14 protein-coding genes are annotated in these 16,151 nt (G+C 64.8%); 7 read left to right on the forward strand and 7 right to left on the reverse strand.

Annotated features, from left to right (window positions below):
- Positions 1–72: 72 nt before the first annotated feature.
- The 3 genes from BLV20_RS13490 to BLV20_RS13500 are packed head-to-tail and all read right to left on the reverse strand — an operon-like array spanning position 73 to position 2,889.
- Positions 73–822 (reverse strand): enoyl-CoA hydratase-related protein, encoded by a 750-nt coding sequence (locus BLV20_RS13490; RefSeq protein WP_092302197.1) that lies wholly within the window; start codon positions 820–822, stop codon positions 73–75.
- 29 nt (positions 823–851) lie between these two features.
- Positions 852–1,790: an iron-sulfur-binding ferredoxin reductase gene (locus BLV20_RS13495; protein ID WP_092302199.1), complete on the reverse strand. Its 939-nt coding sequence runs from the start codon at positions 1,788–1,790 to the stop codon at positions 852–854.
- Complete coding sequence (locus BLV20_RS13500; protein WP_092302201.1) at positions 1,783–2,889, reverse strand: GGDEF domain-containing protein; 1,107 nt, start codon at positions 2,887–2,889, stop codon at positions 1,783–1,785. The genes BLV20_RS13495 and BLV20_RS13500 overlap by 8 nt, the downstream gene beginning before the upstream one ends.
- A 345-nt stretch (positions 2,890–3,234) precedes the next feature.
- Between BLV20_RS13500 and BLV20_RS13510 the strand changes: the two genes are divergently transcribed.
- From BLV20_RS13510 to BLV20_RS13535, 6 genes are all read left to right on the forward strand, one after another.
- Positions 3,235–4,758, forward strand: coding sequence for a fumarate hydratase (locus BLV20_RS13510; RefSeq protein ID WP_003205127.1), 1,524 nt, complete (start codon positions 3,235–3,237; stop codon positions 4,756–4,758).
- 145 nt (positions 4,759–4,903) lie between these two features.
- Positions 4,904–6,670 carry an ATP-binding protein gene (locus BLV20_RS13515; RefSeq protein ID WP_092302203.1) on the forward strand — a complete coding sequence of 589 codons (1,767 nt, stop codon included), beginning with the start codon at positions 4,904–4,906 and terminating at the stop codon, positions 6,668–6,670.
- Positions 6,664–7,998, forward strand: coding sequence for a sigma-54-dependent transcriptional regulator (locus BLV20_RS13520; RefSeq protein ID WP_092302205.1), 1,335 nt, complete (start codon positions 6,664–6,666; stop codon positions 7,996–7,998). Before BLV20_RS13515 ends, BLV20_RS13520 begins: the two co-directional genes overlap by 7 nt.
- A gap of 237 nt (positions 7,999–8,235) precedes the next feature.
- Positions 8,236–9,558, forward strand: coding sequence for an MFS transporter (locus BLV20_RS13525; protein ID WP_092302207.1), 1,323 nt, complete (start codon positions 8,236–8,238; stop codon positions 9,556–9,558).
- Between the two features lie 445 nt (positions 9,559–10,003).
- A complete protein-coding gene (locus tag BLV20_RS13530) occupies positions 10,004–10,303 on the forward strand; it encodes a hypothetical protein (protein WP_092302208.1) in 300 nt (99 codons plus the stop codon).
- A 143-nt stretch (positions 10,304–10,446) separates the two neighbouring features.
- Complete coding sequence (locus BLV20_RS13535; protein ID WP_092302210.1) at positions 10,447–11,076, forward strand: flavin reductase family protein; 630 nt, start codon at positions 10,447–10,449, stop codon at positions 11,074–11,076.
- Positions 11,077–11,085: 9 nt separating this feature from the next.
- Here the strand turns inward: BLV20_RS13535 and BLV20_RS13540 are convergent, their stop codons facing one another.
- Positions 11,086–11,358, reverse strand: a complete 273-nt coding sequence (locus tag BLV20_RS13540; protein WP_092302212.1) for a hypothetical protein — start codon at positions 11,356–11,358, stop codon at positions 11,086–11,088.
- A 9-nt stretch (positions 11,359–11,367) separates the two neighbouring features.
- On the reverse strand, positions 11,368–11,727 hold the full coding sequence (locus BLV20_RS13545) for a putative quinol monooxygenase (RefSeq protein ID WP_092302214.1): 360 nt from the start codon (positions 11,725–11,727) through the stop codon (positions 11,368–11,370).
- 331 nt (positions 11,728–12,058) lie between these two features.
- Here BLV20_RS13545 and BLV20_RS13550 point away from each other — a divergent pair, with 331 nt between their 5' ends.
- Positions 12,059–12,988 carry an AraC family transcriptional regulator gene (locus BLV20_RS13550; protein ID WP_092302216.1) on the forward strand — a complete coding sequence of 310 codons (930 nt, stop codon included), beginning with the start codon at positions 12,059–12,061 and terminating at the stop codon, positions 12,986–12,988.
- 80 nt (positions 12,989–13,068) lie between these two features.
- On the opposite strand, the gene BLV20_RS13555 is transcribed toward BLV20_RS13550, so the two are convergent.
- On the reverse strand, positions 13,069–14,517 hold the full coding sequence (locus tag BLV20_RS13555) for an aldehyde dehydrogenase family protein (protein ID WP_092302218.1): 1,449 nt from the start codon (positions 14,515–14,517) through the stop codon (positions 13,069–13,071).
- Positions 14,514–16,151, reverse strand: coding sequence for a 5-guanidino-2-oxopentanoate decarboxylase (locus BLV20_RS13560; protein ID WP_092302221.1), 1,638 nt, complete (start codon positions 16,149–16,151; stop codon positions 14,514–14,516). Before BLV20_RS13560 ends, BLV20_RS13555 begins: the two co-directional genes overlap by 4 nt.

A 16,151-nucleotide genomic window follows, 5' to 3' on the forward strand; every position in this document is an offset into this window, starting at 1 on the left:
GGGGCTTTCGCGAGCAAGCTTCGCTCCTACGGATAGCGTGCAGCGGCCGGTCAGGGCGATGCGTGACGGCGCTCAGCTTTTGGCCAGGAAGCCTGACAAGGCAGCGAGCGCTTCCGGTGAATGCAGGCGCTGGGTGAACAACGCACCCTCTTCCTCGATCACTTTGCGCAACTGCTCGCGGTCTGGCCCGCGCATCAGTTGCTTGCTGATCTGCACCGCCTGTGGCGCCAGCTTCTCGAAGCGCAGCGCCATCTCCCGGGCTTTATCCAGGGTCGCCGCGCCGTCGGCCAGGGCTTGGTTGGCAATGCCCCACTGCACAGCCTGTTCACCACTGAAACCTTCGCCCAGCAGCAATAGCTCGGCGGCCCTGGCCTGTCCCAGCAAGCGCGGCAGGATCAGGCTGGAACCGAATTCGGGACACAAGCCGAGATTGACGAAAGGCATGCGCAAGCGGGCATCGCGGCTCACATAAACCAGGTCGCAATGCAGCAGCAACGTGGTGCCGATTCCCACGGCCGGCCCGGCCACCGCGGCCACCACCGGCTTGCGGCATTCGAACAGGCTGAGCATGAACTCGAACACCGGACTGTCGAGCCCGCCAGGCGGTTGCTGGATGAAATCGACGATGTCGTTGCCAGCGGTAAAGCATTCGCTGCTACCGCTGATCAAAATCGAGCGGATCTGCGGATCGCTGTCAGCCAGCCGCAGCCCTTCGGCCAACTGGCTGTACATGGCGCGGGTCAGGGCATTTTTCTTGTCCGGGCGGTTCAGGCGCAGGGTCAGTAGCCCGCCCTCGCGTTCAAACAGGATGGTGTCGGTCATGGGGGGTCTCGCTCAGGACGGATCAGCGCTCAACCACGGGGCAGGAATACGTCAGCCAGCAGTTGATTGCGCGGCAGCCCCGCCAGGTACAAGCGTCGGGCGAAAGCATCGACGCTGTCGGGGTGGCCGCAGAGTAAGGCCAGGGTTTGCCGCGAAACAAGCCGCAGTTGCGCCAAAGCCGCTGGCAGCTCGGCCGCGGTCAACAGCTCCACATCCAGGTTGCCGTGGCTCGCCGCCAGTGCTGCCAGGGGCTTGGCCAGATAATGCTCGCCCGGGTCATGGGCCAGGTGAATGACGCGGATGGCGCCCTGGTGATCCTGGCGCAACGCCTCGCGCAAGATTCCGAATAACGGCGCCAAGCCGGTGCCCGCCGCCAGCAGCCACAATGGCCGGGCTTGCCAGTCCGGGTCGTAATGCAGCGCACCACCGCGCAGCTCGCCCAGGCGCAATACATCGCCGGGCTTGAGCTGGCGCGCCGCGTCGCTGAACTCGCCGGGGTGGCGACAATCGAGGTGGAACTCAAGGAAATGGTCTTCCCCGGGCAGGCTCGCCAGCGAATACGGACGCGCCACGCCGCCAGCCGTCCACAGCACCATGTGCTGGCCGGCCTGATAACGCACATTGCGCTCCGGCTGCAGACGCAGGCGCAACACCGTGGCCGACAGCCAGTCGACACCCACCACTTCGGCCGGCGCCCCATCGCGCAGCGGGTCATAGGTTTCGACCCGCAGGTCCTCCACCACCTGGCATTGGCAAGCCAGCCGCCAGCCACGCTGGCGCTGCTCGTCGCGCAGGGCGTCGGGCCGGTTGTCGCTGGGCAAGCCCTCGACGCAGTGCACCAGGCAGGCATGACAACTGCCGGCGCGACAGCTGTAAGGCACCGCCACGCCGGCCTGGTTCAAGGCATCGAGCAGGTTGCTGCCAGCGGCCACCGACCAGCGCCGCTCACCGACACGCAGCTCAGGCATCGATATTTTCCCAGGCCGCGGCGCAGCGGTTGCGTCCGTCTCGCTTGGCCCGATACAGCGCCTGGTCGGCGCGTTGCAGGGCGTCGTCCAGGTCATCGCCCAACTCCACCAGGGTCATGCCGACGGACAGGCTCAGGCCGGGAACTTCGATCCCGATCAACTGGGCGTCCATGAACGCCACGCGCAAACGCTCGCAGCAGGACGTCAGGCGCTCGGGATCGCAATCGGGCAACAGCATGACAAACTCCTCGCCGCCGTAGCGGGCCAATACATCGCCATCGCGCAAGCAGGCGCTGGCCACGGCGGCGAACGCCTGCAGCACCTGATCGCCCGCGGCATGGCCGTGCACGTCGTTGATCCGCTTGAAGTGATCGAGGTCGATCAGCGCCAGGCCATGCATCTGGTCCAGGCTCATCGCGTGCAATTCGCGTGAAGCCAGCCGCAGGAAATGCCGTCGATTGTACAGGCCGGTCAGTTCATCGGTGGCAACCAGGTCTTCCAGTTGTCGCATCATGCCGCGCAAGGTGTCCTGGTGCGCCTGCAAGGCGAAGCGCCGTTGCCGCATGCGCTGGCGGGAAGTCTGCACATAGCTGGCATACAGGCACAGCCAGGCCAGCACCGCGAACAGCACGCACACCTGCAGCGCCGCGAGCAGCGGATCGGCCAGCTGGAAATGGTAACCGTCCCACAGCGTGAGCCCGGCAAAGCCGATGAATATGCACAAGGCGCAACGCACGAAAGCCGTGCGCGAAAGATGGAACAGACCGAACAGCAGCGTCAGCAGGTAAAACACCAGGAAGGTGCCGCGCGCCGTATCGAGGTGGGCCAGCAGCCAGGTTTGCCAGGCGATGCCCAGCAGGATCTGGACCTCGGTCAGGCTTGGGTCGCGAAAGCGCAGGTTGCGCCCGGATATAAACAACCAGAACAGCACCGCCTGGCTCAACACCACCAGGCCGGTATCGATCAGCGCCGAACGCACCGATGCCGAATAGTAGCCACTGAAAATGGCCAGCCAGAGCAGCAGCAATGCCAATCCATAGGTACCAGCGGCAAGAACGAAGCGCTTGAGTAAAAGACTCTGGATAGCGTTATGGGTCAATCGTTGACTCACCATGCGAAAGGGGGCTTTAAAGAGTTTCCTACCCTACAGGCCACTTGCCACTTTAGTGGTGTCGCCGAAAAATAACTATCCAATTTTAATGCCCCGCCAGCGCCATCCGGCCCCAGGCCGCGCCCACCATTGCGCCAGGCACCCTCCCTGTCGCATGCGACTTTGGTTTGACTGCCGGCGCGTGTGCCTGGCACTAAGGCGCGGTATACTGCCGCGCCTTTTTAGCGTCGCGCCAGTATGTCCGGCGTGCCTTGAAGGTGTTTGCAACCGACCGATGCACCCAAGCTGCAAGCACCTTATTAAATGTTCCCGTCTTTTAGAGGAGCGCGACTCATGACCGTGATCAAGCAAGACGACCTGATTCAGAGCGTTGCCGACGCCCTGCAATTCATTTCCTACTACCACCCCGTGGACTTCATCCAGGCGATGCACGAAGCCTACCTGCGCGAAGAATCGCCAGCGGCCCGTGACTCCATGGCGCAGATCCTGATCAACTCGCGCATGTGTGCCACCGGCCACCGCCCGATCTGCCAGGACACCGGTATCGTCACCGTATTCGTACGCGTGGGCATGGACGTGCGCTGGGACGGCGCGACCATGAGCCTGGACGACATGATCAACGAAGGCGTGCGTCGCGCTTACAACCTGCCGGAAAACGTCCTGCGGGCCTCGATCCTGGCCGACCCGGCCGGTGCGCGCAAGAACACCAAGGACAACACCCCGGCGGTCATCCACTACTCCATCGTCCCGGGCAACACCGTGGAAGTGGACGTGGCGGCCAAGGGCGGCGGCTCCGAGAACAAGTCGAAGATGGCCATGCTCAACCCGTCCGACTCGATCGTCGACTGGGTGCTGAAAACCGTTCCGACCATGGGCGCCGGCTGGTGCCCACCGGGCATGCTCGGCATCGGCATCGGCGGCACCGCCGAGAAAGCCGCGGTGATGGCCAAGGAAGTGTTGATGGAGTCCATCGACATCCACGAGCTGAAGGCCCGCGGCCCGCAGAACCGTATCGAAGAGATGCGCCTGGAGCTGTTCGAGAAGGTCAACCAGCTGGGCATCGGCGCCCAGGGCCTGGGCGGCCTGACCACCGTGCTCGACGTGAAGATCATGGACTACCCGACCCACGCCGCCTCCCTGCCGGTGTGCATGATCCCGAACTGCGCCGCCACCCGTCATGCACACTTCGTGCTCGACGGCTCGGGCCCTGCGTCCCTGGAAGCGCCACCGCTGGACGCCTACCCGGAAATCGTCTGGGAAGCCGGCCCGTCGGCCCGTCGCGTCAACCTCGACACCCTGACCCCGGAAGACGTGCAGAGCTGGAAGCCGGGCGAAACCGTCCTGCTCAACGGCAAGATGCTCACCGGTCGCGACGCCGCGCACAAGCGCATGGTCGAGATGCTGAACAAGGGCGAAACCCTGCCGGTGGACCTCAAGGGTCGCTTCATCTATTACGTCGGCCCGGTCGATCCGGTCGGTGACGAAGTGGTTGGCCCGGCTGGCCCGACCACCGCGACGCGGATGGACAAGTTCACCCGCCAGATCCTCGAGCAGACAGGCCTCTTGGGCATGATCGGCAAGTCCGAGCGCGGCCCGACCGCCATCGAGGCGATCAAGGACAACAAGGCCGTGTACCTGATGGCCGTCGGCGGCGCCGCCTACCTGGTGGCCCAGGCGATCAAGAAGTCCAAGGTCCTGGCCTTTGCCGAACTGGGCATGGAAGCGATCTACGAGTTCGAAGTCAAAGACATGCCGGTCACTGTCGCGGTCGACAGCAAAGGCGAGTCGGTGCACATCACCGGTCCTGCCATCTGGCAGCAAAAGATCAGTGAAAGCCTGGCGGTAGAAGTGCAGTAAGCGCTGCTTGCTGTCCCCCAAGGCGGCGTTGCTCGATGAGCAGCGCCGCCTTTTTCATGTCCGCCCGGGCAACGCCTGCCCACGATCAACGAAGGCTCGGACAGGCGTGTTATCTTTCCTGCCCCTTTCAGCCTGCCTTTGACTCATGGTCCAGATCTCTCGCCCGCTGCGCTTGGCCTTCTATACCCTGCTGATTCTTGCCGGCGCGGTGCTCAGCGCGACCCTCGCCATGCGGCATGCCGAGCGCCAGGCGCTGGAGGACGATGCCGCCCGCGCCAGCGAGCAACTGGCGCTGTATGCCAACTCCCTGCACACCCTGATCGAGCGTTACCGCGCCCTGCCCGCCGTACTGGCGCTGGACCCGGAACTGCGCTCGGCGCTCAAGGGCCCCGTCAGCCCGCAGCAGCAGGACGCGCTGAACCGCAAACTGGAACGGATCAACGGCGCCGCCCGCTCCTCGACCCTGGAGCTGCTGGACCACACCGGCCTCGCCGTGGCCGCCAGCAACTGGCGCCTGCCCAGCAGCTACGTCGGACACAACTACGGCTTTCGCCCCTATTTCAGCCAGACCCGCAGCCAGGGCAGCGGGCGCTTCTATGCGGTGGGCGTCACCAGCGGCATTCCCGGCTATTTTCTCTCCAGCGCGGTCAAGGGCGAGCAGGAAGAGTTTCTCGGCGCCATGGTGGTGAAACTGGAGTTTCCCGAACTGGAGCGCGAATGGAGCCAGGGCAGCGACACCCTGCTGGTCAGCGATGCCCGGGGCATCGTGTTCATCGCCAACCAGCCGGGCTGGCGTTATCGCCAGCTGCGCCCGTTGTCGGACAGCGACCGCGCCGAGCTCAAGGCCACCCGGCAATACGACAAGCAGCCGCTGACGCCACTCGAGCATCGGCCGCTGCGGCACTTCGATGACAACAGCGCGCTGACCCGGGTCGAAGGCCCCGACGGCAGTGCCGACTACCTGTGGGAATCCCTGCCCCTGGCCGCCGAAGGCTGGACCCTGCATTTGCTGCGCCGCCCGCAGATCGCCTTCGAAGACCGGCGCAATGCTGGCCTGGCCGCGGCCGGTGCCTGGTTGACCCTGGTCTTTTTGCTGCTGTTTCTCAATCAGCGCTGGCGCCTGGCCAGGCTGCGCCAGCGCAGCCGCGAGGAGCTCGAACGCCTGGTCGAGGAACGCACCCGCGACCTGCGCACCGCCCAGGACGGCCTGGTGCAATCGGCCAAGCTCGCCGCGCTGGGGCAGATGTCCGCCGCCCTGGCCCATGAAATCAACCAGCCGCTGACCACCCAGCGCATGCAGCTGGCTACCTTGCGCCTGCTGCTCGATCACGGGCGGGTCGACGAGGCCTATCAGGCCCTGAAACCGCTGGACGATATGCTGACCCGCATGGCCAGCCTCACCGGCCACCTGAAAACCTTCGCCCGCAAGAGCCCCAGCGGCCTGCGCGAACGCCTGGACCTGGCGGCGGTGGTCGACCAGGCCCTGCAATTACTGGACACCCGGCTGCGCGACGAACAGGTCGACACGCGCCTGCAACTGACGCGCCCGGCCTGGGTCCGTGGCGATGCCATACGCCTGGAGCAGGTGCTGATCAACCTGCTGCGCAACGCCCTGGACGCCATGCACGACAAGCCGCTCAAGCAGCTGGAGATCCGCCTCGAGGCCAACCAGCAGCTGTGGATCCTGAGCGTGATCGACAGCGGTGGCGGCATCGCCGAAGAACACCTGCCGAATGTCTTCGATCCGTTTTTCACCACCAAGCCGGTGGGCGACGGGCTGGGCCTGGGCCTGGCCGTGTCCTACGCTATCGTCCACGAACTGGGCGGGCGCCTGAGTGCCGGCAATCGAGGCCAGGGCGCCGTCTTCACCCTGAGCCTGCCCATCGACCTGGAGGCGCATATGCCATGTTGAATTCGGTGATGCTGGTCGACGACGAAGCCAGTATTCGCACCGCCGTCGAGCAATGGCTGAGCCTGTCGGGTTTCGAGGTGCAGCTGTTCAGTCGCGCCGAGGATTGCCTGGCCCGGCTGCCCCGGGATTTTCCCGGGGTGATCCTCAGCGATGTGCGCATGCCCGGCATCAGCGGCCTGGAGCTGCTCAAAGAGGTGCAGCAACGCGACGCCGACCTGCCGGTGATCCTGCTGACCGGCCACGGCGACGTGCCGATGGCGGTGGAAGCGATGCGCGATGGCGCCTATGACTTCCTGGAAAAACCGTTCAGCCCGGAAACTCTGCTGAGCAGCCTGCGCCGCGCCCTGGACAAACGCGGCCTGGTCCTGGAGAACCGGCGCCTGCACGAACAGGCCGATACCCGCGAGAAAATCGATTCCACCCTGCTCGGCGTGTCCCGCGCCTTGCAGACCCTGCGGCGCCAGGTGGTCGACCTGGCCGCGCTGCCGGTCAACGTACTGATCCGCGGCGAGACCGGCAGCGGCAAGGAGCTGGTCGCCCGCTGCCTGCATGATTTCGGGCCGCGCGCCGACAAGCCCTTTGTCGCCCTGAACTGCGCGGCGATCCCCGAGCAACTGTTCGAAGCCGAGCTGTTCGGCCATGAAAGCGGCGCCTTCACCGGCGCCCAGGGCAAGCGCATCGGCAAGCTGGAATATGCCGACGGCGGCACCTTGTTCCTCGACGAAATCGAAAGCATGCCCCTGGCCCAGCAGGTCAAGCTGCTGCGGGTGCTGCAGGAACAGAAGCTCGAGCGGCTGGGTTCCAACCAGAGCATTGAGGTGGACCTGCGGATCATTGCCGCGACCAAGCCGGACCTGCTGGACGAAGCCCGCGCCGGGCGCTTTCGCGAAGACCTGGCCTACCGCCTGAATGTCGCGCAGTTGCGCCTGCCGCCGCTGCGCGACCGGCGCGAGGACATTCCGCTGCTGTACGAGCATTTCGCCCATGCCGCCGCCGAGCGCCTGGGCCGCAGCGTCTCGCCGCTGAGCGGGGCGCAGTTGAGCCGCCTGCTGAGCCACGACTGGCCGGGTAACGTGCGCGAGCTGGCCAACGTCGCCGAGCGCCAGGTGCTCGGCCTGGGCGAGCCGGAACCGGAGGCCATCGACCCCGGCCAATCCCTGGCGGCGCAGCAGGAAGCCTTCGAGGCGCAATGCCTGCGGGCCGCGCTGACCCGGCACAAGGGCGATATCAAGGCGGTGCTCGTTGAGTTGCAACTGCCGCGTCGCACCTTCAATGAAAAAATGCAGCGCCATGGGCTGGCGCGGGAGATGTTTCTGGGGGAGGAGTGAAACTCGAGAGAGGTGTCGTTCATCCTGACGTCTTCGCGGGCAAGCCTCACTCCTACGGAAGACCGCTCATTGGCAATTTTCCGCTCATACCCCTGCGTAAATGAGCGGATTTCCGCTCATGAAAATTTCCAGACCCTTCTAAACCGGGCCTTTGGGCTTCTGGCACAGCTCCTGCTATAGCCCCAGCAGGCTGCGTTTCGGCGCGCTCCACAAAAACAATTAAATGAAGGATCCGTCATGGATAACTCGCAAACCCTGCCTCTTGGGTCGGCAGCTGCGCCTGCCAAAGAAAAGTCCACCGCCAGCCGCCTGAAATCGATCTTCAGCGGTTCGGTCGGCAACATGGTCGAGTGGTACGACTGGTACGTCTACGCCGCCTTCTCCCTGTACTTCGCCAAAGTCTTCTTCCCCAAGGGCGACACCACCGCCCAACTCCTGAACACCGCCGCGATCTTCGCCGTGGGCTTCCTGATGCGTCCGATCGGCGGCTGGCTGATGGGGCTCTACGCTGACCGCAAGGGCCGCAAGGCCGCATTGATGGCCTCGGTGCTGCTGATGTGCTTCGGCTCGCTGATCATCGCCCTGACCCCCGGCTACGAGACCATCGGCGTCGGTGCCCCGATCCTGCTGGTGCTGGCGCGCCTGATGCAGGGCCTGTCGGTCGGCGGCGAATACGGCACCTCGGCCACCTATCTCAGCGAGATGGCGACCAAGGAACGTCGTGGTTTCTTCTCCAGCTTCCAGTACGTGACCCTGATCTCCGGCCAGCTCATCGCCCTGGGCGTATTGATCGTGCTGCAGAACGTGCTGACCACCGAAGAGCTGCAATCCTGGGGCTGGCGGATTCCGTTCGGCATCGGTGCGCTGTGCGCGGTCGTAGCGCTGTACCTGCGTCGCGGCATGGAAGAAACCGAGTCCTTCACCAAGAAGAAGGAAAAGCCGAAAGAAAGCCTGATGCGCACCTTGATGCGTCATCCGAAAGAGCTGATGACCGTGGTCGGCCTGACCATGGGCGGCACCCTGGCTTTCTACACCTACACCACTTACATGCAGAAATACCTGGTGAACACGGTCGGCATGAGCATTTCCGACTCCACCACGATTTCCGCGGCGACCCTGTTCCTGTTCATGTGCCTGCAACCGGTGATCGGTGCGCTGTCGGACAAGATCGGCCGGCGCCCGATCCTGATCGCCTTCGGCATCCTCGGCACTCTTTTCACCGTGCCGATCCTCACCACGCTGCACACCATCCAGAGCTGGTGGGGTGCGTTTTTCCTGATCATGGCGGCGCTGATCATCGTCAGCGGCTATACCTCGATCAACGCGGTGGTCAAGGCCGAGCTGTTCCCGACCGAAATCCGCGCCCTGGGCGTGGGCCTGCCTTACGCGCTGACCGTGTCGATCTTCGGCGGCACCGCCGAGTACATCGCGTTGTGGTTCAAGAGCGTGGGCATGGAAACCGGCTACTACTGGTATGTCACCGCCTGCATCGCCGTGTCGCTGCTGGTCTACATCACCATGAAAGACACCCGCAAACACTCGCGGATCGAAACTGACTGACCGGCAAAAAAGCGCGAGGGTGCAAGGCCCTCGCGCTGTGGTGTCATCAGGTAAAGCCTATCGCGGGCAAGCCTCGCTCCTACAGAAGCGGGGCTTGCCCGCGATAGCCGCTCCGCCCCCCAGCTCATGTAGCAAGCCCTCCGGCATTCATCGCCAACAGCATTCCCGCCAGCGCCGAACAAACCGTTGATCGCGAATTTTCGACGATTGAGACAGGTTAACGATCGTTTAATGCCTGGCCCGCATTCTTGGACCATCGAAATCGATATTGGCGCTCAAGCGCGGCAGAGGCAGGAAGAAGCTCTACGCGGTGGTTTTTGCCAGCACAATGATCGGTTAATTCGATATTTTTAAGCGTTTATTTGCGCTTTTTAATCAAGTTAATTGGCGTAGCATTCATTTCACGCCCACTGCACCCAACCTCAACGAACCTGGAGTCACGCTCATGAAAAGCCAACTGATCCTCGCCCTGACCCTTTCCGTACTGGCTGCCAACACCTTTGCCGCCGATGGCTACGACCGCACCGGCTCGGCCACCTTCACTGCGGGCAGCTCGGCCAGCGCCAGCCTGGCTTCCGACGGTTTTGACCGCACCGGTACCGCTGACGCCATCGCCGCCGACGGTTTTGACCGCACCGGCACCGCTGCCGCCATCGCCGCCGATGGTTTCGATCGCACCGGCACCGCTGCCGCCATCGCCGCCGACGGTTTCGATCGCACCGGTACCGCTGCCGCTATCGGTTAACGTTCAGGGATGCCCAGCAGCCCGGCTTCGGCCGGGCTTAATTTTTCTGGGCCAGGGAAAAACCGCATGCCCGGAGGCTGGCATTCACTTTCGATGGCTTGCACTATGGCGGCCTTCTCTCTTTGTCTGCGCAAGAGTCAGTCATGTCCGAAGACATCCATTATTACCAACCCGCCCAGGGCCACGGCCTGCCTCACGATCCGTTCAACGCCATTGTCGGCCCGCGTCCGATCGGCTGGATCTCCTCGCAGGACCGGCAAGGCCGGCTGAACCTGGCGCCCTACAGTTTTTTCAACGCCTTCAATTACATTCCACCGATCATTGGTTTTTCCAGCGTCGGTCGCAAAGACAGCCTGAACAACATCGAGCAGACCGGCGAGTTCGCCTGGAACCTCGCCACCCGCCCGCTGGCCGAGCAGATGAACCAGAGCTGCGCCCCCGTGCCGGCCGAGGTCAATGAGTTCGAACTGGCCGGGCTGACGCCGGTGGCTTCGAAGGTGATTGCTGTGCCGCGGGTAGCCGAAAGCCCGGTGTCCTTCGAATGCAAGGTCACGCAGATCATTCAACTGCAACGCGCGGATCAGGAGTTGGTGCCCAGCTGGCTGATCCTCGGCGAAGTGGTCGCCGTGCATATCGCCAAGTGGCTGCTCAAGGACGGGATATACGACACCGCCGCGGCAGAACCGATTCTGCGCGGCGGCGGGCCGGCGGATTATTTCCAGCTGGGGCCAGAGGCCTTGTTCAAGATGTTCCGCCCCGGGGCGCTGAAGTAACCGCCCAGGTCAGGGCGCTGCCCAGGCCAGTTCGCCGTCTTCGTTCACGTCGATCAACTGCTCGAGCTTCTGCGCGGCAGCCTGGTCGGCGTCGTGGGCGGTCTTGAATTTCTGGTCGTCCAGGACCTTGTGGAAACGCGGTGCCCCTGAACCATCCAGGGCCTTGACCGCGATGGCGGCGCTGTAGCCACCTTCACCTGGAACCACGGCGGAAACCGCTTCGTATGCTGCAAACTCTTTACGTGCCATGTTGCTGATCCTGGCCAATGGAAAGTCGGCCATTCTAAACCTTCAGCTGGCCAGCTGCTGCGCCCTGTTCAGTTGCGCGTATTCGCCTGCGGCCTGGGCCGCCGAGACATCCCTGAAGGTGTGGAAATCCAGGCTGTTGACCACCAGGTCCTGGACCAGCTCGGCAAAGATCGCCATGGCCGGCGAAGAGAAATAATCGGTCATCGCCTGCTGGCTGCTCCAGAACCCGGAAATCATCCACAAGTCGGCGTCGCACTGCGAATGCTGCAAGGCGAACTGCAGGCAACCTGTGGCCTGGCGGGATGGTTCGATCAGGCTGCTCAAGCGAGCGCCCAATTCCATGGAGCGGCCGGCGCGGGCGCGAACGAATGCCATGTGGCTGACGGGAATTTGCGTGGACATGTGCGACCCTCCCAGGGTGATGTCGAGGCAGCCATGGGACGGGCTGCGACAGGATCCAAGATTAAGCGCCCGGCGCAACGGTGGTTAGTCGATTCCTGCCAGCCTATTGCACAATCCTGCGAACCTCGTTTTGGAACACCGGCCCCGGTCCCGGCGACGGGGAAAAAACCACAACGTTGTTTCAAGCAAGTGACAGTCCGCCTACCGGCCCCGAGTCTGCTCGCGCGCGCATGCGCGGCAGGATCAGGCAAGATTTACGCAGGATTCGCCTACCCCTGGCGCTTGCACAAATTTAAGCTGTGGCCATCGCAATCTTCCCGGAGGGGCCTTCATGTCATTGCTCGAAACCCGGCAGCCGCCACTGGATGCGGAAATGGAAAGACAGCGGGCGGAGCTGGCCGGGATCATTGCTCGCAACACCGCCGAAGACGGCAGCTATGCCACGGCGATCCAGTCGCTGTTCGTCTCGCGCTACAGCCACTCCCACGATTTCGCCTCGGTGCTGGCCCAGCCGGCCCTGTGCATCATGGCCCAGGGTCGCAAGGAGGTCCGGCTGGCCGACGAGGAGTTCAACTACGACCCGCTGAATTACCTGGTGGTATCGGTTTCCATGCCGTTGAGCGGGCGCCTGGCCGATGTCTCGCCGCTGGAGCCGGTCCTCGCCCTGCGCCTGGACATCGACCCCGCCGAGATCAGCGCGCTGATCGCCGATGCCGGGCCGCTGGGCGTACCGAACCGCCCTGTCGGCCGCGGCCTGTATGTGGAACGCCTGGACACGCCGATGCTCGACGCCGTGCTGCGCCTGACCCGCCTGCTGGATACGCCCAAGGACATCGCCATGCTCGCGCCGCTGATCCGTCGGGAAATCCTCTACCGCTTGCTGCGCAGCCCACAGGGCCACCGGCTGTATGAGATCGCCGTCGCCAACAGCCAGAGCCACCGGGTCAGCCAGGCCATCAAGTGGCTGAACGGCAACTTCGAGCAGCCGCTGCGCATCGACGACCTGGCGCGGGGGGTGAACCTCAGCGTGTCCACCCTGCACCACCGCTTCAAGGCCATGACCGCCATGAGCCCCTTGCAGTATCAAAAGCAGCTGCGCCTGCAAGAGGCCCGGCGCCTGATGCTGGCCGAAGGGCTGGAGGCTTCCGCGGCCGGGTATCGGGTCGGCTACGAAAGCCCCTCGCAATTCAGCCGTGAATACAGCCGCCAGTTCGGCGCCCCGCCGCTGCGCGACATGGCGCGCCTGCGCAGCAGCGTCTGATGACTGCCTGACTGGCGCAATGAGCGAAAACTGCAGACCCCATGCCTCCTGGCCAGGCATGGGGTCTTTTTGGGCGTGATTCAGCGCGCGCGAATCACATGCTTGATCTCCTGGAACGCCTGCAATCCCCAAGGCCCCAGCTCGCGGCCGATGCTGCTCTGCTTGTAGCCGCCCCAGGCGGTCTGCGGGAAGATCACCTGCGGCGCGTTGATCCACACCAGCCCGGCCTGCAAGGCATTGGCGACCCGCTCGGCGCGCTGCGCATCGGCGCCAACCACACTGGCCACCAGGCCGAATTCGCTGTCGTTGGCCAGCGCGATGGCCTCGGCTTCGCTGGCGAAACTGCGCACGCAAAGCACCGGGCCGAAGATCTCTTCACGCCACAGCGCACTGTCGAGAGGCACTTCGGTGAACACCGTCGGCCGTACAAAAAAACCACGGGCGCGCTCCGCAGGGCGCTTGCCGCCGCATACCAGCTTGGCCCCGACACTCAGCCCGCGGTCGATATGGCCCAGCACGCGCTGGTATTGCGCCTGGTTGACCAGCGCGCCCATCTCCACGTCCGGGTCGAAAGGATCCGCTACCCGAATCGCCTCGGCCCGCGCCTTCAGGCGCAGCAGGAACTGGTCCGCCAGTTCGTCGGCGACCAGCACCCGGCTGGTGGCGGAACACATTTGCCCGGCGTTGAAAAACCCGCCGCCACAAGCCAGCTCCACCGCCAGTTCGAGGTCCGCGTCGGCCAGCACCAGCAGCGCGGATTTGCCGCCCAGTTCCAGGCTCACGCCCTTGATCGTCTCCGCCGCCCGCTGCATGACCTGGACGCCGACCGCATTGCTGCCGGTGAAGGAAATCTTCGCCACTCGCGGGTCGGCCGCCAGCGGCGCGCCCACTTCCAGCCCAGTGCCGCAGACCAGGTTGAACACGCCCTTGGGCAAGCCACTGCGGGCAATGATCGCCGCCAGTTCCAGCTCCGGCAGCGGCGTGACCTCCGAGGGCTTGAGCACCACGCTGCAACCGGCGGCCAGGGCCGGCGCGAGCTTCCAGGCGGTGGTGACCATCGGGAAGTTCCACGGCACGATCAGGCCGACCACGCCACAGGGCTCGCGTCGCACCCGGGCGCTGAAATCATCGCTGGGCAGCGGCACGTCGCGGTCCTGCGCGGCGTCCAGGCCTTCAGCCAGCCCCGCGTAATACTCGAAGGTTGCGATTACGTCATCGACGTCGATGGCCGCTTCGAACTGCGGCTTGCCGTTATTGCTCGACTGCAGGTGCATCAGGCGTTCACGCCGCTCGGCGACACCGGCGGCGATCCGCCGCAACACCGCGCCACGCTCGGCGCCACTGCTCGCGGCCCACTCGACGAGCCCGGCCTGGGCGGCGCTCACCGCCTGCTCGACGCTGTGCCGGTCGCCGCCACCGACCAGCGCCAGCGGCTCCTCGGTGGACGGGTTGATCACCGGCAACAGCTCGCTGCCGGCACGCCATTGGCCGTCGATGTACAGGCCGTCCAACAGATTGGCCTGGCTCATGCCTGCACCGCCTGCATCCAGCCGGCCTGGTCGATTTCGATCAGGGTCGGGCCCTGGCGATCGCTGGCCGCACGCAGTGCATCGCGCAGCCCGTCGACGCTGTCGATGGCCTCGGCGGCGCAGCCCAGGGCCTTGGCCACACCGATGAAGTCCGGCGTGTAGATGTCCACGCCTACCGGCTCGATGTCGCGGTTGACCATGTATTTCTTGATCTCTTCATAGCCCTGGTTATTCCACAGCAGCACGATGATCGGCGTGCGTGCTTCCACCGCGCAGGCCAGTTCCGCCAGGGTGAATTGCAGGCCGCCATCGCCGATCAAGCACGCCACCGGGGCCCGGGCATTGCGCTCGGAGGCACTGCCCAGCCAGGCGCCGATCGCCGCCGGCAAGGCATAGCCGAGGGTGCCGTAGCCGGTCGAGGAATTGAACCAGCGACGCGGGCGCTCGGGGTTGAAGGTCAGGTTGCCGGTGTACACCGGCTGCGTGGAGTCGCCGACGATGACGATCTCCGGCAGTTCCTGCAGGACGGTTTCAAGAAACCGCGTCTGCGCCCGGGTCGGCGCGTCCCACTGCTGCGCCAGCTCGTTGCGCAAGGCGCCGGCACGGGCCGCGCCCCAGGCACTGTCGCGCTCGCCCAGCGGTTGCTCGCCCAGTTCGGCGAGCAAGGCTTCGGTCGCCGTGCGGGCATCGGCCACCAGCGCCACTTTCGGCGGATAGTTGCGCACGGTCTGGTCCGGATCGATGTCGATGCGCAGCAGGGCGCCGGGAATCTCGAAACCGCCGGCAAAGGTCACGTCGTAGTCGGTTTCGGCCAGCTCGGTGCCGATGGCCAGGACCACGTCGGCATCGGCCACAAGGGCGCGGGTCGCCAGCAGCGACTGGGTCGAACCGATCAGCAGCGGATGCCGCGACGCCAGCATGCCCTTGGCGTTGATGGTCAGGGCCACCGGCGCATTGAGCACTTCGGCGAGGCGGGTCAGCGACGCGGCGGCATCGATCGCGCCGCCGCCGGCGAGAATCAGCGGACGCCTGGCGCCGGCCAGCAGTTGGCTCATCCGGGCGATGGCGGCGGGCTCGGCACCGGCACGGGCGATGTTTACCGGCTCGCTGTCGAGCAGGTCGTCGGCCTCCTCCACCAGCACGTCGAGGGGAATTTCAATGTGCACCGGGCGCGGGCGACCGGCCTGGAACAACGCAAAGGCGCGGGCCAGCACACCCGGCAACTGCGCCGCGGACATCAGGGTATGGGAGAACGCCGCCACGCCGCCCACCAGCGCGCCCTGGTTCGGTAACTCATGCAGCTTGCCGCGCCCGCCGCCAAGCTGGCTGCGCGATTGCACGCTGGAGATCACCAGCATCGGAATCGAATCGGCATAGGCCTGGCCCATGGCGGTGGTGATGTTGGTCATGCCCGGGCCGGTGATGATGAAGCACACCCCCGGCTTGCCGCTGGTGCGGGCGTAACCGTCGGCCATGAAGCCGGCGCCCTGTTCGTGCCGCGGCGTGACATGGCGGATGCTCGAACGGGCCAGCCCGCGATACAGCTCGACGGTATGCACCCCGGGAATGCCGAAGACCTGCTCGACCCCGTAACCTTCGAGTAACTTGACCAACACTTCGCCGCACGTCGCCAT

Source organism: Pseudomonas sp. NFIX28 (assembly GCF_900107395.1).
In the GTDB taxonomy this organism is placed as follows: Bacteria; Pseudomonadota; Gammaproteobacteria; order Pseudomonadales; family Pseudomonadaceae; genus Aquipseudomonas.

What these genes read in the sequence shown, in the direction of transcription:
- BLV20_RS13515 (WP_092302203.1), top strand. Translation starts at nt 4,904, where the DNA reads ATGGTCCAGATCTCTCGCCCGCTGCGCTTGGCCTTCTATACCCTGCTG.
- BLV20_RS13545 (WP_092302214.1), bottom strand. Translation starts at nt 11,727, where the DNA reads ATGTCCACGCAAATTCCCGTCAGCCACATGGCATTCGTTCGCGCCCGC.
- BLV20_RS13495 (WP_092302199.1), bottom strand. Translation starts at nt 1,790, where the DNA reads ATGCCTGAGCTGCGTGTCGGTGAGCGGCGCTGGTCGGTGGCCGCTGGC.
- BLV20_RS13490 (WP_092302197.1), bottom strand. Translation starts at nt 822, where the DNA reads ATGACCGACACCATCCTGTTTGAACGCGAGGGCGGGCTACTGACCCTG.
- BLV20_RS13550 (WP_092302216.1), top strand. Translation starts at nt 12,059, where the DNA reads ATGTCATTGCTCGAAACCCGGCAGCCGCCACTGGATGCGGAAATGGAA.
- BLV20_RS13535 (WP_092302210.1), top strand. Translation starts at nt 10,447, where the DNA reads ATGTCCGAAGACATCCATTATTACCAACCCGCCCAGGGCCACGGCCTG.
- BLV20_RS13560 (WP_092302221.1), bottom strand. Translation starts at nt 16,151, where the DNA reads ATGGCGACGTGCGGCGAAGTGTTGGTCAAGTTACTCGAAGGTTACGGG.
- BLV20_RS13530 (WP_092302208.1), top strand. Translation starts at nt 10,004, where the DNA reads ATGAAAAGCCAACTGATCCTCGCCCTGACCCTTTCCGTACTGGCTGCC.
- BLV20_RS13510 (WP_003205127.1), top strand. Translation starts at nt 3,235, where the DNA reads ATGACCGTGATCAAGCAAGACGACCTGATTCAGAGCGTTGCCGACGCC.
- BLV20_RS13520 (WP_092302205.1), top strand. Translation starts at nt 6,664, where the DNA reads ATGTTGAATTCGGTGATGCTGGTCGACGACGAAGCCAGTATTCGCACC.
- BLV20_RS13525 (WP_092302207.1), top strand. Translation starts at nt 8,236, where the DNA reads ATGGATAACTCGCAAACCCTGCCTCTTGGGTCGGCAGCTGCGCCTGCC.
- BLV20_RS13540 (WP_092302212.1), bottom strand. Translation starts at nt 11,358, where the DNA reads ATGGCCGACTTTCCATTGGCCAGGATCAGCAACATGGCACGTAAAGAG.
- BLV20_RS13555 (WP_092302218.1), bottom strand. Translation starts at nt 14,517, where the DNA reads ATGAGCCAGGCCAATCTGTTGGACGGCCTGTACATCGACGGCCAATGG.